Raw genomic sequence first — 19,229 nt, 5'->3', positions numbered from 1 at the left:
CTAGTAAACTAGCTTCCTTAAATCTTATAAACTTTCGTGGAAAGTTCTGCTTATAACTTCCATTTGTTGATTTTTTGTTAATCTATTAAAGTTAACAGCATAACCTGATACTCTTATTGTTAAAGTAGGGTACTTTTCTGGATTTTCCATAGCATCCATTAAAGTTGCTCTATTTAATACATTAACATTTAAGTGATGAGCTCCTTGAGTAAAGTATCCATCAAGAACTCCAACTAAGTTAGTTACTTGTTGTTCATCTTCTTTTCCTAAAGCTTGAGGTACTATAGAGAAAGTATTAGATACTCCATCTTCACAAACTTCATTATAAGGTATTTTAGCTACTGAGTTTAATGAAGCTAAAGCTCCGTTAATATCTCTTCCATGCATTGGGTTAGCACCTGGAGCAAATGCTTCTCCAGCTTTTCTTCCATCTGGTGTAGCTCCTGTTTTCTTACCATAAACAACGTTTGAAGTTATAGTTAAAACAGATAGTGTATGTTTAGCATCTCTATATAAAGGATGTTTCTTTAATTCTTTAGAGAATTTATTAACTAATTCTACAGCTATATCATCAACTCTAGCATCATCATTTCCGTATTTAGGGAATTCTCCTTCTATTTCAAAGTCAACAGCTATTCCATTTTCTCTTATAGGCTTAACTTTTGCGTACTTTATAGCACTTAAAGAGTCAGCAACTACTGAAAGTCCAGCTATACCAAATGCCATTAATCTACCTACTTCTGTATCATGAAGAGCCATTTGACCTGCTTCATAAGCATACTTATCATGCATGCAGTGAATTATATTCATTGTATCAACATATAGCTTCGCTACATAGTCTAATACTTTGTAGTAATTATTTTTTACTTTTTCAAAGTCAAGTACTTCATCCTCAATTTTTTCTAAACCTTGAATAACTACTGTACCTTTCTTTTCATCTACTCCACCATTTATAGTGTAAAGTAAAGCTTTAGCAAGGTTACATCTAGCACCAAAGAATTGCATTTGCTTTCCTACTCTCATAGCAGATACGCAACAAGCAATTGCATAGTCGTCTCCATATACAGGTCTCATAACTTCATCATTTTCATATTGAATTGAGTCTGTTAATATTGACATTTTTGCACAGTATTTTTTGAATCCTTCTGGTAATTTATCAGACCATAATACTGTCATATTTGGTTCTGGAGCTGATCCTAAATTAGTTAAAGTATGTAGATATCTGAAAGAGTTTTTAGTAACTAATGTATTACCGTTAACTCCCATACCACCTAATGACTCAGTTACCCAAGTTGGATCTCCTGCAAATAAATCATTATATTCTGGTGTTCTTAAATGTCTAACTAATCTTAACTTAATTATAAATTGGTCAATTATTTCTTGAGCTTCTAACTCAGTAATAAGACCAGCTTTTAAATCTCTTTCGATATATACATCTAAGAATGTTGCAGTTCTTCCAAGAGACATAGCTGCTCCATTATTTTCTTTTACTGCTGAAAGATAAGCTAAGTAAACTGCTTGAACAGCTTCTTTTGCATTTGAAGCAGGTTCTGATAAATCAACACCATATTTTGCGGCCATACTCTTTATAGCACTTAGTGCTCTTATTTGTTCAGAAACTTCTTCTCTCTTTCTTATAAGCTCATCTAACATATCGCCTTTAAGAGCTTTTAAGTCTTTTTTCTTTTCTTGAATTAAGAAATCAATACCGTATAAAGCAACTCTTCTATAGTCACCTATTATTCTACCTCTACCATAAGCGTCTGGAAGACCAGTTAAAAGACCAGCACTTCTAGCCCATCTTATTTCATCAGTATAAGCATCAAAAACCCCTTGGTTATGAGTTTTTCTATATTTAGGGAAGAACTCGCTTATTTGTTCATCCATCTTAAATCCATAAGCTTCTAATGATTGTTCAACCATTCTCCAACCACCAAAAGGATTTACAATTCTTTTAAGTGGAGCATCAGTTTGAAGTCCTACTATTACTTCATTGTCTTTATCAATATATCCAGCTTCATAACTGTCAATTCCTGATATTCTATCAGTAGCTACGTCAATTATACCTTTTTTTATTTCTTCAACTATAAGATTACTTGATTTTTCCCAAACATTTTTAGTTTTATCAGATATACCTTCTAAGAAAGAGTCATCTCCTTCATAAGGTGTGTAATTTTTTTGTATAAAGTTTCTAACGTCAATTCTCTCTTGCCATACTCCTTCGCTGAAACCATTCCATTGTTTAAACATATTCATTCCTCCTGGTAAAAGATTACGCTTTTATTATAACTTATAATTATCAATTTGTTAATAGGTTTTTCCATTTGAAATAAATATTCATTTATCGTTAATAATTATTATCGTTTAATTCCAATATATGAAAATGATAAGGTTTTAATTGATAAATGTTTAACAATTTGTTTATTTAGCTCCATATGTTTTATAATATTCTTCTATTCTACCCATAATCTCATCATCAATATATATTTTACCGTTGATTTCTTTGTTGTAAAGATAGTTTATAACTTCTCTCATAGTTACAATTGCACAAGTTTTAAATCCAAACTTTTCTCTTATCTCAACTAAAGCTGAATTATCTCCTTGTCCTCTTTCCATTCTATCTACAGAAATTATAAGTCCTTCTACATTTACATCCCCTTGAGACTTTAATATCGGCATAGTTTCGTATATTGATGTTCCAGCGGTAGTTACGTCTTCAACGATTAAAACTCTATCTCCATCATTAAGATTACTACCTAATAGAATGCCTTTATCTCCATGATCTTTTATCTCTTTTCTATTAGAGCAATATCTTTTATCAATCCCATATAGTTTTGATAATGATATAGAAGTAGTTACACTTAAGGGTATTCCTTTATAAGCAGGACCAAAAACTACATCGTAAGTATCTACAAAATTATCTTTTATTGCTTTTGCATAAAAGTCTCCTAATCTGCTTAATTGACTTCCTGTTTTATAATTCCCTGTATTTACAAAGAAAGGGGTTTTCCTTCCGCTTTTTGTTACAAAGTCTCCAAAAGTTAATACTCCACACTCTATCATAAACTCTATAAATTCTTTTTTATATGCTTCCATGTTTACACTCCTATCAATATATCTATATTTTAGCAATTCCTATGATATCATTTATATCTTTTATGCCTTCTTTAAGTAAAAACTCTTCTATTCCCTTAATTATTTCTTTACCAGCAAGTGGATTTGAGAAGTTAATAGTTCCAATCTGTATGGCTGTTGCCCCAGCCATCATAAATTCTATAGCATCCTTATAATCTGATATTCCTCCAAGTCCCACTATCGGTACATTAACAGCCTTTGAGACTTCGTACACCATCATTAAGGCTATAGGTTTAATTGCTGGTCCAGACACTCCTGCAAAAACATTATTAAAAACTGGTTTTCTTTTATTTATATCTATAGCTAATCCTTTAAAGGTGTTTACTAGTGATAGTGAATCTGCTCCAGCATTTACACAAGAGTAAGCCATATCAACTATATCCTCTGCATTAGGTGAAAGCTTAACCATTAAAGGTTTATTTGTTATCTTCTTTATCTTCGAAACAACTTCTGCTGCAATACATCCTTTAATTCCAAAAGCCATTCCCCCAGACTTTACATTTGGACAGGATATATTAAGTTCTATTATATCAATATCAGTTTGGTTTAGCTTCTCACAAGCCATTTCATAATCTTCAATTGTTGCCCCACCAACATTAGCTAAAATATTAGTATTATATCTTTTCATCTTAGGAAGTTCAACTTCAATGAACCTATCTATTCCTGGATTTTGAAGTCCTACAGAATTCATCATCCCCATAGGAGTTTCATAAACTCTAATTCCATCATTTCCTTCCTTAGGATTTATGGTTAATCCTTTCGAAGAAATCCCACCTAACATTCCAACATCATAAAAATTATTGTACTCTTCCCCAAACCCAAAAGTTCCTGAGGCCGCTATTACTGGATTTTTAAACTCAACTCCATTTATATTAACATTTATCATATTAATTAGCCCCCTTATAATTCCACAAAGTATCCATCAAAAACAGGACCATCTTTGCAAGTTCGTTTATTACCTTCTTTAGTTTTACAAGTACATACTAAACATGCACCAACCCCACAAGCCATATGCTTTTCTAAAGAAACATATATGTTTTTACCTTTTTCCTTAGCCATATCTACAACCTTTTTCATCATAATCTCAGGTCCACAGCAAAGTACTGTATCATATTTATCTAAATCTAAAATATCTGTAACAAAACCTTTTACCCCAAACTTCCCTGTATTAGTAGCTATGTTAACTTCATTACAGTATTCTTTTAGCTCCTCTATAAGATATACTTCTTCTCTAAAACCAACATACATGTCAATAATATTTCTTGGGAAATTATTTCTTAATTCTTTAGATACTTGTAAAAATGGTGCTGTACCAATTCCTCCTGCAACTAATGCCACTTTCCCCAAATCTCTATCTGTAGTAAACCCATTTCCTAAAGGCCCTGTAACATTTATTGTTTGTCCAGCTTTAAGAGCTTTATATTCTTTAGTTCCATTTCCAACTACAGCATATAAAAAGGTTGCTACACCATCTTCCCATTCACATAAAGATATTGGTCTTGGAAGTAAGGTTCCTCCTTGAAGTTTTAACATATAAAACTGTCCAGCTTTTCCTTTAACTTCTTCTTTAATTTTAAGACTAAATATCCCTGAACATATTTCTTTATTCTCTATAACTTCAACTAATTTATAATTCATAAAGCCCTCCTAGAATTTACTACTTATTGCTTCTCTAATCTCATCTCTCATTCTAATTGCTTCTAATCTAGCGTAATATCCTACTCTTTCATTACCACTTCCCTCTTTATAAGCTAAAAGAATCTTTCTTGATGAGTTGACAACTCCCCCATTGCCATTATTTAAGTACATAGCCACATCTTCAGCCTTTCCACCTTGAGCTCCATAACCAGGTATTAAGAAAAACATATTTTTAAATCTCTCTCTTAATTCTTTTGCCTCTTCTTTATGTGTACACCCTAGTACTCCACCTATTTGTGAATACCCATACTCACCTAGATAATCATTACCTATATTACAAAGTCTATCCCCAACCTCATGATATACCTTATGCCCTTTAGTAGTATCTAAAAATTCTATATCCTCTGCTCCCGGATTAGAAGTTCTGACTAAGGAAAATACTCCTTTTTTACCATCCTTCATGTAAGGTAGATATGGCTCTATTGAATCCATTCCCATATATGGACTTAAAGTTATAAAATGAGCTTCAAAATCCCCTTCAAAATGTGCTTTAGCATACATTTTAGCAGTAGCTGCTATATCCCCTCTTTTAATATCTGCGATAATTATAGCATTCTTTTCTCTTAAGTATTCAAGTGTTCTTTTATAAGCATCGAGTCCTTTTAGTCCTAACGCTTCGTAGTAAGCTATCTGAACTTTATAACAAGCAGCAACATCTAAGGTTTCATTTATTATCTCTTTATTAAAGTTAAATATGGCATCTGCTTCATTTTTTGATGTTTCCATGATATATTCTGGAACATATTCTATACTTGTATCTAAGCCTATACATACTACACCCTTTTCCTCTACGCTTTTATATAATCTATCAATAATATTCATATATCCCCCTACCTTTTATACGATATTTTTCCACCTTTTATAGTAGTAACAACTTCGCCATAATACTCCATTCCTTCAAATGGCGTATTGTTGCTTTTAGAAGCAAATTCTTCTGCCTTAACTTTAGTATTTTTATTTAAATCTACCAAAACTACATCTCCGTCATAACCTGGCGTAAGCTTTCCTTTTTTTATTCCTAAAATCTCCCCTGGTCTTCCAGACATAAGCTTGCTTAAGTTATTTAAGGAAAGGTTATTTTCTTTTACTAAAGTTGTATAGCTTATAGAAAATGCTGTTTCCAATCCCACCATTCCAGGTGCACCTTTTTCTTTATCCTCTTTACTATGAGGAGCATGGTCTGTTCCAATAGCATCAACATAGCCCATCTTTATGGCATCTATTAAAAATTTTCTATCTTCCTCTTTTCTTATAGGCGGATTCACTCTATAGTTTGATATCTCTGTATTTAAAGCAATATGATGTGGAGTTACTTCTAAAGTTATATTGCTATACCCATTTGATTTTGCTTCAATTATATATTCCATAGCCTCTTTAGTACTTACATGTGCCATGTGAAGTTTTGCACCTGTATATTTAGCTAAACTTATATCTCTCCAGGTCATCATATTTTCAGCTAGTCTCATATCTATATCTGAAAACTCGTGATCTTCAGCATGTGAAATTACTACCCAATTATTTTCACGAGCTATATTCATAGCATCCATCATTGTTCTTGAACCCATAACACCTTTACCGTCATCAGAAATTGCTTTTATTAGCTTATTACCTGAGAGCTCCTTTAGAGGCGTTAAAGTCTTTCCATCAAAATCTTTAGTTATAGATAAACATTGATGTAAATCTATAAGCCCTATTTCCTTAGCTTTATTATTTACATATTCTAAAACCTCTAGACTTGAACATATAGGATTAGTGTTTGCCATTAAGTTTACATAGGTAAATCCCCCTCTTAAAGCAGCTCTTGATCCTGTTTCAATATCTTCTTTATAAGTAAAACCTGGATCTCTAAAGTGAACATGCATATCTATAAAGCTTGGCATTAAAGTTAATCCATTTCCCTCTAAGGTTTCACACTCTCTTTTAATATCTAATCCAACTTCTTTTATCTTTCCATTTTCTATATATAAATCTCCATAAAAATCATGGCTCTCATCTACTATATTTACATTCTTTATCAGTAAATTCATACCTTTCCCTCCAGTTTACAAATTGCAAAATTCGCTAGTTTCATAACAATAGTCACATCTATATACCCCTTTTTCTTTACTAGTAAGATTAAAAACCTGAGGTATATCCTTTTCTATTGTAGTTATGCATCTTGGATTTCTACATGAAATTATATTTACAACCTTCTCTGGTAAAGTTGGCTTTATCTTATCTACTATTCGTTCATCATCTACTATATTAATCGTTATAGTTGGCGATAATAATCTTAAAAATGTGTAGTCTAGAGATACATTATCCTCAATCTTTATAATATCTTTTCTACCAAGTTTAGAGCTTTCTACATTCATAATTAATGCCACTGGGTATTCCACCTTATCAAGTTCTAGATGATTAAATATCTTTATCCCAGTTCCTGCTTTTATATGATCCATTACTATTCCCTTTTTAATTGTGGTTATCTTAAGCATTACTTCACCTCCAAAAGCTTTAATATAAGTGCCATTCTTACGTACATTCCATACTCAGCTTGTTTGAAGTAACATGCCCTTGGATCCTTATCCACCTCTTTTGAAATCTCATTTAACCTAGGTAGTGGATGAAGTACTATCATATCTTTTTTAGCTAACTTCATCTTATTTTTATCTAAAATATAACTATCTTTTAATCTTATATACTCCTCTTCATTAAAGAATCTTTCTTTTTGAACTCTAGTCATATATAAGATATCCAATTTATCAATTACATCCTCTAATCTTTCAACTTCCATAAATTCTATATTGTTTTCTATAAGTATTTCTTCTCTTATATATTCTGGAATTGTAAGTTCTTTTGGTGATATTAATATAAACTTATTATTTTTATATCTAGACATGGCTTTTAAAAGTGAATGAACAGTTCTTCCAAACTTTAAATCACCACATATTCCTATAACGTTATTTTCTATACTCTCTTTTAAATTTCTTATGGATAACAAATCAGTAAGAGTTTGGGTTGGATGCTGATGTCCACCATCACCTGCATTTATAACTGGAACACTTGAGAACATGGTTGCAACCTTTGCTGAACCTTCTTTTGGATGTCTCATTGCAATAATATCTGAATAGGTAGAAACTATTTGAATAGTATCAGAAAGACTTTCCCCTTTTGAAACAGATGAGGAATTTGGTTCTGAGAAACCTAATACACTTCCTCCAAGCCTCATCATAGCAGCTTCAAAGGAAAATCTAGTTCTAGTGCTTGGTTCATAGAATAGAGTGGCAAGGATTCTTCCCTGCATTAGACTTGAATATTCTTTAGGATATTTTATAATATCCTCAGCTAAATTAAAAATTTCATTTAGCTCATCTACAGTAAGATCCATAGGATCTATTAAATGTTTAATTTTATTCATAATTTCCTCCTTTTTAACCTCTCTGTGTTAAATTTAAAGGGACTAATAAGGCATTTTTGCCTAAAAAAAAGCCTTCCTTAAAGGAAGGCGTAATACGTCCATTTAGTATGGTAACTTTACTTCCTTAATGACCTCTCTGGATCAAATTAAAGGCTCTATATTACATAGAGAATAGCAAAAATATAACCTATTGTCAATAGCCCTGTACTAAATTTAAGAGCTATACGCTTTATTAACTTTCTAAAGATTTATTAACAAAACCTCTAATTGTATTTATTTGATCCATTGTCAAACATAAAAACTCTCCCCCAGCTAGAAAAGCTTTATCATCATATCCTACCCATTTTATTTCCATAATGGCTGTAAAAGAAGGGCTCCCCTTGACAGATAAAAGAATATCTAAAAAATCACCTTTCTTAAGTGGAATATCGCTACTTATACAGATTCCTGCCTCAGATATATTCAGTGCTCTCATAATAGGATCTCCGCTAGGATTATTTACATTTTTATCATTTATTCTCGGATACATGATTTCTAAGTCAAAATCAATTCTCTTGCTTGCTCTCTTTTCCTTCAAAAATGAGTATACTTTATTATTTTTTGCTGATTCCATACTAACCCACCTTTATACGCTTTTGAAATCAATATCTTTAAATTTGTAATCTAATTATATCATTCTATCTAAAGCTTGTAACTAAGCTATTTTTATTTCAATATAAAAATTTATGTTGACAAAAAATTCTGGTGGTTTAGAGTTCTAGTTCTTATATTTTTAATTTTAGTATATCCTCAAGATCAAGCCCAGCTTGTACAATTCCTTCTCCATCTTTTCTTGATATAGCAACAAACTTATAGTATTTATCATCCACATCTCTTTTCATAAAGTTTTGAGTTACTATAAGTTTATTATCTTTAAGTATATTCCTAAATACATGGGCTTGTGAAGTTTCATCCTCAGTAAATCTAAATCCTATGCCAAACTTATTATTTGATAATATTGTAACCCCGTCCCCATCTGTTATGTAAAATTCTGATATTCCACTTTCAGTTGAATATTTATCAAGAAACTCGTTGTTTATCTTTTCACTGCACATCTGTTTTGCTAAAACTTCACAATGGCTTACTAGTTTTTCTGAAATAATATTTTCAAATTCTTGAGTAAATTCTAGCAAGGTTTTAATATCTTTAGACATATTATCACAACTATCAATATTTAATCTTTCTAGTTCATATTGCTTCTTTATATCTACAACTATATTATTAACTTCAACATTAAAATCTTTAAAAAATTCTGAAGCATCATCAGATACTACCTTAATTTTTTCGTTAGAAGATAATTGCTCCTCTATCTTTTTAGAAACTAAATGAACTGACCCTATTATATCCGTAACCTCAGTATTTATGTCATTAAAACATTCTTTTATAGAACTCGTAGAGGTCTGAACCTTTTTGCCTTTTTCACCTAATATATTTATTGCCTCAACAGCCGCATTACTTTTAACCTTTATGTTTTCTATATTGCTTCTTATATCCTTTGCATAAACTGCACTTTCGTCCGCTAATTTTCCAACTTCAGTTGCTACAACACCGAATCCTCTGCCACTTTCACCTGCTCTAGCAGCTTCTATTGCAGCGTTTAATGATAGTAGATTTATATTTTTTGCAAGCTTACTTATTAAATCAGCCATCTTCTCAACAGTATCCGTAACATTTGCTAAATTAGTTATATCACCTATCAGATCGTCCATATGTACATTCATATCTTCAAGAATTTCTACAGCATCTTCAACAGTCTTTCCTCCCATTTTTATAGAATCTTCTGTTTGAGCTGCACTTTCTTTTACCTTATTTGAAAGAGCGTACATCTCCTGCTGTGAATTGTATATATTATTAGTAAGTGAGTTTAGTTCATCAATTCTTTTAAAAGTATGTTCTGCCTTATGTTCAAATCCATCTATTTTTTCGCCTACGCTTTTAGCAGTATCCATGGATGTAGTACAAGAAGAATATATGTTATTAAGCTGCTGTGAAATTCTAGTTGAAGATCTTAAAGTATTATATATCCAAGATATTAGTTTTTCAGTTACTTTACCTAAATCATTGTCTATAAATTTATTATCTTCAATATTTAAAGTCAAATCTCCAGAAACTATCTTTTCAATAGCTTTTTTATATTCATCTTTTATTTTTCTATTTTTTATCACCTGAAAGGTAAAAGCTAAAATAAGTATAACTATTATAATAAGTTCAATTAAATTTAAATAATTCATTTGTATAATCCCCTCTTTAAAATATCTACAATAAAAAGAGATCACAACTTACTGCTCCTTAAGAGCAGCTAAGCCACAACCTCTTTATTGCGTATCAATATTAAATAATTTATAACTAATTATACTCTAATTTTAATTTTTTTTAAATAATATAATAAAATATTATTTAAAGTTAGTATCCTCACTAAATTTAATTTGAGATAAAATTATTCCCAAAAATATAAACATACACCCTATATAGCCTCTAATACTCATAGTTTCACCTAATAAAATAACTCCCCCTAAGGCACCAAACACAGACTCCATACTCAATATTATTGCAGCATGAGAAGGTTTGGCATTCTTTTGAGCTACAACTTGAAGTGTATAAGCCACTCCAACCGATAAAATTCCTCCATAGAGTATTGGAACTAACGCCTGAGATACCCCACTTAAAGTAGTTTGTTCAAATATAGCCGAAGTGATTAAACTTAAAATAGAACAAGTTGCAAACTGTATACAAGATAATTTTAGAGCATCTATCTTATCTGAAAAATAATCTATAGCTAAAATATGTATAGCCCAAAAAACAGCTCCTATAATCTCAAGCAAGTCTCCATAAGCTATTGAAAAATTCTCATTAACACTTAATAGATACAAACCAACTACTGAAATAATTACTCCAAGCCATGCATTTTTTTCAATTTTATGTTTTAATAAAATTCCTATAATGGGTACTAAAACCACATAAAGACCTGTTATAAAACTTGCCTTTCCAGCTGTTGTATACATAAGTCCAATCTGCTGTAAGCTTGCCCCAGCATAAAGAATAAGACCTACTATAATTCCAGGCAATATAGATTTCTTAAAGCCAACATCATACTTTTTCTCTTTCTTTTTTCTTTTATCAAAAAAAATAATTAATGGAACAAGCGAAATACTACCTATCGCAAACCTTATTCCATTAAAACTAAATGCACCTACATAATTCGCCCCAGTTCTTTGTGCAACAAATGCAAAACCCCATATAGCTGCAACTAGCAATAGAAGTGAATTAGCAGCTAATCTTTTATTATTCATTTATTCTCCCCCTTAGATTAAATTCTCTATTATAATACCACAACCACATTTTTTTCTACAAATTAATTCAAAATCCTCACTATATTGTGACGCCAAATATTTCTGAGCATATAATAATATTGAAAGTTTTATTGACTCATATTATTTATATTATTTATTAAATATAGAAAAGCCTAAGAGTATATTCTCCTAGGCTTTTCTGCATCTATAATATTTCAGATTACATCTCTCTATATTAATTGGTGTCTAGTCAGCTTTTTAACTTTTTAAATGTTTTTCTTTTTAAATGTTTTTCTTTTTAAATGTTTTTCTTTTTTTCTTTTTAAATGTTTAAACATTTAACTTTTTAACTTTTTAAGCATTTAACTTTTTATTAAACATAATATTTAAGTAAAATGACTCTAATGAAGCTGTGGAACGCTTCTACAGGAATAAGGTGTTTAACTTTTTATTAAACATAATTTTATTGATGAGGCTTGAGAAGAAGCCTATAAAGCACCTAAAATCTTTGAATATTATTAGCTGATTTTGGAGTGTTTTTTTAAATTATTCCTGCTTCTTTTCAATAGATATATATCCCAATAATATAAAGCAGCCACGCAACAGTGACTGCTTTATTAAAAGGGAGAAGAATAATGAAAAAACTTAATTTCAACTTATAAGTTTATTATAGAGTTACTATGTGTCCTTCATGTGTCATTACAATAAACATTCTGTTAACAAACATCCATCAATTTTATCATCTCTTCTATTAGCTCTTTTTATTTCTTTTTAATACCAAACAAAACCTTTATTAGGCAAAAACTACTTCTTAATCCCCTCCAAGCAATCCTCACAAACATACTTACCTTTAAAGTCTTGTCCACCTTTTATATTGCCGCAGATAGTGCAACCCGGATTATATTTTCTTAGAATCATTGTTTTCTCCTCAGTGAATACCTCTAGGGAGTCAGCGATATCTATATTCATTACTGTTCTTAACTCCTTTGGTAGTACTATTCTTCCTAGCTCGTCTACTTTTCTTACCATTCCTGTACTTTTCATAATTATCCTCCTAAAAATTTATTCTTCAGTTTCTTCTTTTGTCAAGTCCTTGCACTCATTACAATTATAACACTCTCCACTACATACAACATCATAACCTTTAATAATATCCTTTACTTCGCTGCACATGCATTGAAATACTTGGCAGTATTTAATAAACATAACCTTCTCCTTTGCTCTATAAGTATTAGCTTATCAAGCTCTCTACTCTTAGTTAATACCCTATTATCACTAATTCCATACATATTGATGGATTTATGTAAACTTCTTCTCTTTCTCTCTATTATCGAAAATATTCTTATCATCTTCAATCTCCTCTCAAATCTTAATCAACATTCGATTATCTATATAATACAGCTCTTTTCTTAAAATAAACTGAAACTTTTGTTAAGTTGTTTCACAAATTTCTTAAGATATCAGTAAGTAAGACTTTTTTTATTTTTGAAGCTCTTATCTAAAATTTCTTTGGTTAATTGTTTTTGCTGGTTAACTGGTTATATTCTTATCTGTTTTTCTGTATTTCTGGCTAACTGGTTAACTGGTTATCTGGTTCCAACAGTTCTTTTATTAATTTGCAAATACTTAATTCCAAAGCATTGGTATCCTCATTATATGCTAATACATAAATTAGCCTTTTGTTGAATCATATTTTTAATATTTTTTCGGTTTATGAATATTTAACTTTTTATATTATCACAATAACTATGAAAGGTGGCTATGCATATGAGGAAATTTACTAGTACTTTTTTAATTCTTTTGTTCTTATTTTTAATTCCATCTAAAGCTAACGCAGTTTCAAATACGAATACCTTTAAAGAGGGGGTTTATAAAGTATCTGACTTTAATTTTTCTGAAGGTAATCTTTACTATATTCAAAATGTATCTGAAAAAGGACCTATATTTTTGCAGATTTATGATAAAGATCAGATAGCACAACAAGCTATACGCCTACCTCCTAAATCTCAAAAATTTAATTTGATATCATTAAAGCCAGAGCATAGAATTGTAATTATAGGTGATGGAGAAGCCTATATCTCTTAAAATGTACTAACAAGCATCTTTAAAATTGCTTTGATATTTGCTGTTTTAGAATCATACCTGTAGTAAACTAGGCTTCTACAGGTATGATTCTTTTTAATATCATATATTTTACATTATGAACTAAAAAACACCCCAAAATTCATTTCTAAATAATGCTGTGTTTTAGGTTATTATTCATTTTTATAGTTAGTTAACTAAAATAAGATGGCTCATCAAACTAACTTGATTTTATGTTCTTCTACTATCTCTATTTATTTTCCCAATTACAAGTAACAATCAATTTCTTCTTTCTAGTATTATATATCTACTTATGGTAAAATTTTGTTAAAAGGTGGTGTTACTGTGGAATATAATGAACTTTTAAAAACTAAATGTACCTTAAAAGAATATTCCTTTTTAGCGTTATTAATTGCAAACGACTATGCTGATAGTCTTTTCTTAACTTCGTTTGGACAAGTTATTGGTAAACCTTATAAAGATCCAGAAGGTAATTATATATCTAGTCAAATTTCACTCACTGATGTAATAATTATTAATAATAATGGAGTAAAAACTAATTATACCGATTTTACTTTCACCCTTTTTATTGACCAGATCATAGCAATGACACCAATTGATAGGGATTACTTCTTATCTCAACTTGATGATTCTGGATATTAATAGAATCCTTATTAAGGATATAAAATTTCTTTAAAAAATAAAATTTGTGACTGATTTGTGACGTTTGCCTAAAATCAAAAAAAGATAACTCCTAGAACCTAGGAGTTATCAGTATTTCATGGCTTAGTGCCAATTATTCATTACATTATCCCACATCATCTTACCACATTTTGCTAAAGTAACGGTTCCGTAAACACTGTTTGGAATATCCATAGAAAGAATTGTGAAAACAAAATTTCCTTTGGATAATTGGATAAGTTCAGTGTCATTTTCTACACCTTTTTTATCCCCTGTTTTAGATGATATATCATATTTTAAATCATCAGATATATATAATGCTAATTTATTTTTTATCTGCTGTCTTCTTAAAATATCTATAACCATAGTACTATTTTCTTTATTTAAGAAAGTTCCGTTATATAAATGCTTCCATATCTTTGAAAGGTCATATGCTGAAGTTATGTTTTCTAATTCACTTTGGTCTGATCTTTCATCTGTGGTCTTTCTATTAAGAATAGTGCTTCTTAATCCCATTTCTTTAATATCTTTGTTGATTTTTTCCATACTTACTAAATCAATAATTTTATTAGCAGCAGTATTATCACTCTGTATTAGCATAGCCACTAGTAATTCAAATATAGTATATTCTCTCTCATTAAACTCATGAATTATACCAGTACCATAAACTTTATCTTTACTTTCAATCTTTATTTTATCTAAAAATGTAAATCTGCCTTCCTCAACAGATTTTATTAATGATACAGCTATTGGCAACTTCATACATCCAGCCGCTACCATTTGAACGTTTTCATTGTAACTATACATGTATCCTGAATGTAAATCCTCAAAGTAGAAACTATAATTACCTATTCTTGATTCTAAATATCTCTTAATCTCTTTCATAATACCCTCCAGCTTCCATTCTGTTCTGCTACATCTATTATAACATATTGTCAGAAAATTTTGAAGTATTTTAACATTTATTAGAATTATTTTTACATTTAGAAAAGCACTAATTCCATTGGGGAATTAGTGCTTTTATTTTAATCTCCAAAAGAAATACCAATTTTTTTAGCTATAGTTACTAGCTCACCTGTAGGATTTACATTTTTGTTAGCTCCAATTACATTTTCTAAAGAATCATATGAAATAAGATTTCCTTTTAAACAAACCATATTTCCAAACTTTCCTTTACTAATTAAATCAGCAGCTGCTACTCCATATCTAGTTGATAATATTCTATCAAATGGAGAAGTAATGCCTCCTCTTTGAACATGACCTAAAACTGTACATCTAACTTCATTTTCTTTTATTATACTCTCTAAATCTTCTGCTAACTTATTTCCAATTCCACCTAATCTTATTGGATCTGGAGAATCTTTAACTATTTTAGCTACCACCACATCTCCATCTTTTGACTTAGCACCTTCTGCCACAACAACTATAGAGAATGGTTTACCATTTTGCTTTCTTTCATTTATCTTATCTACAACTCTATTTATATCGTATGGTATTTCTGGAATTAAAATTACATCTGCTGATCCAGCTATTCCTGATTCTAATGCAATCCATCCAGCATTTCTTCCCATAACTTCACAAACCATAATTCTATGATGTGATTCTGCTGTTGTATGAAGTCTATCTAAAGCCTCCGTAGCAACTCCTATAGCAGTGTTAAATCCAAAAGTTATATCTGTTGATGCCAAGTCATTATCTATAGTTTTAGGAACTCCTATAACCTTAACACCTTTTCTTGCAAAATCTCTTGCAGAAGTTAAAGTCCCATCTCCTCCTATAACAACTAAAACATCTACGCCTTCTTTTTTCATGTTTTCTACAGCTACATCAGAAACATCTTTTTTAACCATGGCTCCATTTTCTTCTACTGTATAATCAAAAAGGTTATCTTTGTTTGAACTATATAAAATAGTTCCTCCTCTATGAAGAATCCCTGATACACTTTCTAATGTTAAAGGAACATAATCATTATTATATAGTCCTCTATACCCATATCTATACCCTATAACTTCGTACCCATAGTTTAATATTGCTGTTCTAGTTACTGCTCTAATTACAGCGTTTAATCCCGGACAATCTCCGCCTCCTGTTAGTAGTGCAATTTTTTTGATTCCTTGTACCATATTAATCCCCCTCTACTTCTGTAGGTTATTCTTAAATTTATATTGCATTGAAAGTACTATAAACTTTCTAATGTTTACACTATTCAAAGGACTTTTCACAAAACGTTTGCAAATTTTCAGACTATTGTTACAATTAAATGATATCATAATATTCTGAAAGTGCAAAGACATTTTTCATCTCTTTTCTTTGTTAAATATTAATGAATTATATCCTTTTTTTAACTTTATATTGTGTGCATTTTAAATGAAAAGAGCATAAATAATAATTTCAACAAAGTCTATTTATACTCTTTATAGTTTTTCAATCTATTTAATTACACCTGTAGCTATTAATGCTACTAATATTATTCCTGCAAAAATTCTATAAATAGCAAAAATTCTCATTGGTTTTTTCTTCAAAAATGCAATAAATCCTTCAATAACAAGTAATGCTACTAGAAATGCCACCACAAATCCTACCGCCAAGGCTAACCATTCGGTTGAAGTCATAGTTGCATATCCTTTATATTTTATTAAATCAAGACCTGATGCTCCTATCATAGCTGGTATTGCTAAAAAGAATGAAAATTCTGCCGATACTGGAGTACTTAAACCGGAAACCCATCCTCCCATAATAGTCGATGCACTTCTTGACATACCAGGCCACATAGCAAGGCATTGAAATATACCAACTTTTATAGCTTGAACAAAAGATATCTTATCTATATCTCTTGTAACATTTTTTTTGTATTTAAGATTTCTTCTAAAATTATTTTCAATTAATATTAAAAGAATTCCACCTACTATAAATCCAATAGCAACTGTTTTTGTTGAAAATAATTTTTCTTTAATAAGATCATGAAATGCAAAACCTAATATAATGGCAGGGATTGTACCTATTAAAACCGATATCCAAAAATCAAATCCTCTTTTAGCTTCTTTTTTCCCACCAAAAAGAAAATTAAAAAATTCTAATACAGTAGTGTATATCTTCTTCCAATATAGAACGACAACAGCCAAAATAGCACCTAGTTGAATAACTACTTCAAACATATCTGCAAATTCACCTTTAAAATCTATAAGGTTCCCAACTAATATCATATGTCCTGTTGATGATATAGGTATAAATTCTGTTATTCCTTCAACTACTGCTATAACTATAGCTTTTAAAATAACTAAATAATCAATTCCCATTCTTTCTCTCCTTAACCTAATATTTATAATCTAAAATTAATTATAGAACCTATAACTTTGCTTGTCCATCTTATTGAAAGTTTCTTAATAAATATGTTACTAATTTTTCTCCATAACTTACCAGAATATAAAAACTAATTCAGGTTAATATAATAGCATGGAACAAATAACGATTAAGCCAATACTTAAATGATTCTTTTAGATTTATTTAAGCTTGCTAGAATTGAGTATAAGTTGATTCAGATTTATATTTGATCTAGTGAATTCTATATGGTTAGGAAAAGTGTTTTTATAGTCGGAAACTAAAACTTCTTATTATACTAATATTCCAACTTATCATATAGGGTTTAGCTAACATCATATAAGGTGTTGTAATGATGTTATATAGCCGTGAGGTTATATAGGGTTGTGTAAATATTTTATATGGTGGAACGAACCATTGTTATAGGTAGTGATTTATTTGTATTTAGTCGAAAGATTATCTATGTATAATAAATTATTTATAATGGTGTTAGTTTAATCTTATTTGTTCTTTATTTTTTTCATATACCACGTACATCCTTCCCCTTCCTCTTTAGAATATCTTTATATGAAAAATGACACCTAAAAACAGGTGTCATTTTTCATATATTATCCTCTTATGTTATTTAAAATCTCTTCTTCAACTTTTTTAACATCTGGAACATAAGATTTTAAAACTTTTAAATTACCTTTAACACTATATTCTCCTAATGTTGCCGGAATAAAAACTGAATCTCCTTTAGCAATGGTTAAATTCCCATTTTCATGATGTATTTCACCATTTCCTTCTACACAAGTTAAAAGATAAAATCTTTCTTTATCACTTACTTCTTTAACTTCAGTTTTTATATCGTATTTTTCAATAGAAAAGTATTCACATAAAGAAAGATAAGTTTTTTCATATCCATCATACTTTACTGTAATTCCATTAGACTTTTCTCCCTTAAGTGAAAAATCTATTACATCTAAAGCTTTTTCTACGTGAATTTCTCTTCCTCTATTATAATCATATACTCTATAAGTAGTATCACTATTTTGCTGAATTTCAGCTATTAATACTCCTTCTCCAATAGCGTGAACTAATCCACTTTTCACAAAAAACATATCCCCAGGCTTTACTGGAACTTCATTTAGATACTTTTCTAAATTCCCTTCCTCTATGGCTTTTGCAAATTGTTCCTTTGTGCAGTCTTTTGTTCCAACAACAAGTTTTGCACCTTCTTTAGCATCTATTACATACCAAGCTTCAGTTTTTCCTAAATCACCTTCATTTTTCAATGCATATTCGTCATTAGGATGAACTTGAACTGATAAACTATCGTTTGAAGTTATAAGTTTTAATAAAAGAGGAAATCTATCTCCCTTAACTTCTGTTCCTAATAAAGTTATTCCTTTTTCCTCTATTAATTGAGTAAAAGACATCCCTTTATACTCACCATTTGCAACTATTCCAGTTCCATTTGGATGACATGCTATATCCCAGCTCTCACCAATAACACCTTCTGGAAGATTATCTCTGAATTTCTCGAACTCTCTTCCTCCCCATATTCTATCATAATACAAATTTTCAAATATAATTGGATACATGTA

The 19,229-nt window shown here is 30.2% G+C and carries 19 protein-coding genes; 2 read left to right on the top strand and 17 right to left on the bottom strand.

What is annotated here, in order from left to right:
• Positions 1-24: 24 nt before the first annotated feature.
• The 13 genes from pflB to L1S49_RS10480 all read right to left on the bottom strand — a co-directional run bounded on the left by pflB (position 25) and on the right by L1S49_RS10480 (position 12,765).
• Positions 25-2,250, bottom strand: a complete 2,226-nt coding sequence (gene pflB / locus L1S49_RS10540) for a formate C-acetyltransferase (RefSeq protein WP_073016871.1) — start codon at positions 2,248-2,250, stop codon at positions 25-27.
• Between the two features lie 171 nt (positions 2,251-2,421).
• A complete protein-coding gene (pyrE, locus tag L1S49_RS10535; protein ID WP_238904235.1) occupies positions 2,422-3,096 on the bottom strand; it encodes an orotate phosphoribosyltransferase in 675 nt (224 codons plus the stop codon).
• A gap of 22 nt (positions 3,097-3,118) precedes the next feature.
• Complete coding sequence (locus L1S49_RS10530; RefSeq protein ID WP_238904233.1) at positions 3,119-4,021, bottom strand: dihydroorotate dehydrogenase; 903 nt, start codon at positions 4,019-4,021, stop codon at positions 3,119-3,121.
• 14 nt (positions 4,022-4,035) lie between these two features.
• Positions 4,036-4,773 (bottom strand): dihydroorotate dehydrogenase electron transfer subunit, encoded by a 738-nt coding sequence (locus L1S49_RS10525; RefSeq protein ID WP_238904231.1) that lies wholly within the window; start codon positions 4,771-4,773, stop codon positions 4,036-4,038.
• A 9-nt stretch (positions 4,774-4,782) separates the two neighbouring features.
• Positions 4,783-5,655 carry an orotidine-5'-phosphate decarboxylase gene (gene pyrF, locus L1S49_RS10520; protein WP_238904229.1) on the bottom strand — a complete coding sequence of 291 codons (873 nt, stop codon included), beginning with the start codon at positions 5,653-5,655 and terminating at the stop codon, positions 4,783-4,785.
• Positions 5,656-5,663: 8 nt separating this feature from the next.
• On the bottom strand, positions 5,664-6,860 hold the full coding sequence (locus L1S49_RS10515; protein ID WP_238904228.1) for a dihydroorotase: 1,197 nt from the start codon (positions 6,858-6,860) through the stop codon (positions 5,664-5,666).
• 15 nt (positions 6,861-6,875) lie between these two features.
• On the bottom strand, positions 6,876-7,307 hold the full coding sequence (locus tag L1S49_RS10510; protein ID WP_073016885.1) for an aspartate carbamoyltransferase regulatory subunit: 432 nt from the start codon (positions 7,305-7,307) through the stop codon (positions 6,876-6,878).
• A complete protein-coding gene (gene pyrB, locus L1S49_RS10505) occupies positions 7,307-8,230 on the bottom strand; it encodes an aspartate carbamoyltransferase (protein WP_238904226.1) in 924 nt (307 codons plus the stop codon). The genes L1S49_RS10510 and pyrB overlap by 1 nt, the downstream gene beginning before the upstream one ends.
• Positions 8,231-8,462: 232 nt before the next feature.
• Entirely contained in the window at positions 8,463-8,843 is a 381-nt protein-coding gene (locus tag L1S49_RS10500) for a PilZ domain-containing protein (RefSeq protein ID WP_238904225.1), read from the bottom strand.
• A gap of 151 nt (positions 8,844-8,994) precedes the next feature.
• On the bottom strand, positions 8,995-10,500 hold the full coding sequence (locus L1S49_RS10495) for a methyl-accepting chemotaxis protein (RefSeq protein ID WP_238904223.1): 1,506 nt from the start codon (positions 10,498-10,500) through the stop codon (positions 8,995-8,997).
• Between the two features lie 162 nt (positions 10,501-10,662).
• Positions 10,663-11,559, bottom strand: a complete 897-nt coding sequence (locus L1S49_RS10490; protein WP_073016894.1) for a DMT family transporter — start codon at positions 11,557-11,559, stop codon at positions 10,663-10,665.
• Between the two features lie 804 nt (positions 11,560-12,363).
• Positions 12,364-12,603 (bottom strand): AbrB/MazE/SpoVT family DNA-binding domain-containing protein, encoded by a 240-nt coding sequence (locus L1S49_RS10485; RefSeq protein ID WP_073016897.1) that lies wholly within the window; start codon positions 12,601-12,603, stop codon positions 12,364-12,366.
• A gap of 18 nt (positions 12,604-12,621) precedes the next feature.
• Positions 12,622-12,765, bottom strand: a complete 144-nt coding sequence (locus L1S49_RS10480; RefSeq protein WP_175550846.1) for a hypothetical protein — start codon at positions 12,763-12,765, stop codon at positions 12,622-12,624.
• Positions 12,766-13,326: 561 nt separating this feature from the next.
• Here L1S49_RS10480 and L1S49_RS10475 point away from each other — a divergent pair.
• Both L1S49_RS10475 and L1S49_RS10470 read left to right on the top strand, forming a co-directional pair.
• Positions 13,327-13,644 carry a hypothetical protein gene (locus tag L1S49_RS10475; protein ID WP_073016902.1) on the top strand — a complete coding sequence of 106 codons (318 nt, stop codon included), beginning with the start codon at positions 13,327-13,329 and terminating at the stop codon, positions 13,642-13,644.
• A 342-nt stretch (positions 13,645-13,986) separates the two neighbouring features.
• The gene (locus L1S49_RS10470; protein WP_238904221.1) at positions 13,987-14,304 is read left to right on the top strand and encodes a hypothetical protein; all 318 of its coding nucleotides are present in this window, start codon (positions 13,987-13,989) and stop codon (positions 14,302-14,304) included.
• A gap of 123 nt (positions 14,305-14,427) precedes the next feature.
• Here the strand turns inward: L1S49_RS10470 and L1S49_RS10465 are convergent, their stop codons facing one another.
• From L1S49_RS10465 to manA, 4 genes are all read right to left on the bottom strand, one after another.
• Complete coding sequence (locus L1S49_RS10465; RefSeq protein ID WP_021802379.1) at positions 14,428-15,207, bottom strand: serine hydrolase; 780 nt, start codon at positions 15,205-15,207, stop codon at positions 14,428-14,430.
• Between the two features lie 140 nt (positions 15,208-15,347).
• Complete coding sequence (locus L1S49_RS10460; protein ID WP_073016907.1) at positions 15,348-16,445, bottom strand: 6-phosphofructokinase; 1,098 nt, start codon at positions 16,443-16,445, stop codon at positions 15,348-15,350.
• A gap of 306 nt (positions 16,446-16,751) precedes the next feature.
• Positions 16,752-17,618, bottom strand: coding sequence for an undecaprenyl-diphosphate phosphatase (locus L1S49_RS10455; RefSeq protein WP_238904219.1), 867 nt, complete (start codon positions 17,616-17,618; stop codon positions 16,752-16,754).
• Between the two features lie 630 nt (positions 17,619-18,248).
• Positions 18,249-19,226 (bottom strand): mannose-6-phosphate isomerase, class I, encoded by a 978-nt coding sequence (manA, locus tag L1S49_RS10450; protein WP_238904217.1) that lies wholly within the window; start codon positions 19,224-19,226, stop codon positions 18,249-18,251.
• Positions 19,227-19,229 lie beyond the last annotated feature (3 nt).

The organism is Clostridium sp. YIM B02506 (assembly GCF_022324845.1).
Lineage (GTDB): Bacteria > Bacillota > Clostridia > Clostridiales > Clostridiaceae > Clostridium_T > Clostridium_T intestinale.
Note: the sequence above shows the minus strand (reverse complement) of the source record. Positions and strands in the feature narration are given on the sequence as shown.

Bases quoted from the DNA above. Each gene is read 5' to 3' on its own strand.
- L1S49_RS10480 (WP_175550846.1), bottom strand. From the start codon at position 12,765: ATGTTTATTAAATACTGCCAAGTATTTCAATGCATGTGCAGCGAAGTA.
- L1S49_RS10495 (WP_238904223.1), bottom strand. From the start codon at position 10,500: ATGAATTATTTAAATTTAATTGAACTTATTATAATAGTTATACTTATT.
- pyrB (WP_238904226.1), bottom strand. From the start codon at position 8,230: ATGAATAAAATTAAACATTTAATAGATCCTATGGATCTTACTGTAGAT.
- pyrE (WP_238904235.1), bottom strand. From the start codon at position 3,096: ATGGAAGCATATAAAAAAGAATTTATAGAGTTTATGATAGAGTGTGGA.
- L1S49_RS10460 (WP_073016907.1), bottom strand. From the start codon at position 16,445: ATGGTACAAGGAATCAAAAAAATTGCACTACTAACAGGAGGCGGAGAT.
- L1S49_RS10455 (WP_238904219.1), bottom strand. From the start codon at position 17,618: ATGGGAATTGATTATTTAGTTATTTTAAAAGCTATAGTTATAGCAGTA.
- L1S49_RS10510 (WP_073016885.1), bottom strand. From the start codon at position 7,307: ATGCTTAAGATAACCACAATTAAAAAGGGAATAGTAATGGATCATATA.
- L1S49_RS10485 (WP_073016897.1), bottom strand. From the start codon at position 12,603: ATGAAAAGTACAGGAATGGTAAGAAAAGTAGACGAGCTAGGAAGAATA.
- L1S49_RS10500 (WP_238904225.1), bottom strand. From the start codon at position 8,843: ATGGAATCAGCAAAAAATAATAAAGTATACTCATTTTTGAAGGAAAAG.
- L1S49_RS10475 (WP_073016902.1), top strand. From the start codon at position 13,327: ATGAGGAAATTTACTAGTACTTTTTTAATTCTTTTGTTCTTATTTTTA.
- pyrF (WP_238904229.1), bottom strand. From the start codon at position 5,655: ATGAATATTATTGATAGATTATATAAAAGCGTAGAGGAAAAGGGTGTA.
- pflB (WP_073016871.1), bottom strand. From the start codon at position 2,250: ATGTTTAAACAATGGAATGGTTTCAGCGAAGGAGTATGGCAAGAGAGA.
- L1S49_RS10465 (WP_021802379.1), bottom strand. From the start codon at position 15,207: ATGAAAGAGATTAAGAGATATTTAGAATCAAGAATAGGTAATTATAGT.
- L1S49_RS10490 (WP_073016894.1), bottom strand. From the start codon at position 11,559: ATGAATAATAAAAGATTAGCTGCTAATTCACTTCTATTGCTAGTTGCA.
- manA (WP_238904217.1), bottom strand. From the start codon at position 19,226: ATGTATCCAATTATATTTGAAAATTTGTATTATGATAGAATATGGGGA.
- L1S49_RS10525 (WP_238904231.1), bottom strand. From the start codon at position 4,773: ATGAATTATAAATTAGTTGAAGTTATAGAGAATAAAGAAATATGTTCA.
- L1S49_RS10530 (WP_238904233.1), bottom strand. From the start codon at position 4,021: ATGATAAATGTTAATATAAATGGAGTTGAGTTTAAAAATCCAGTAATA.
- L1S49_RS10515 (WP_238904228.1), bottom strand. From the start codon at position 6,860: ATGAATTTACTGATAAAGAATGTAAATATAGTAGATGAGAGCCATGAT.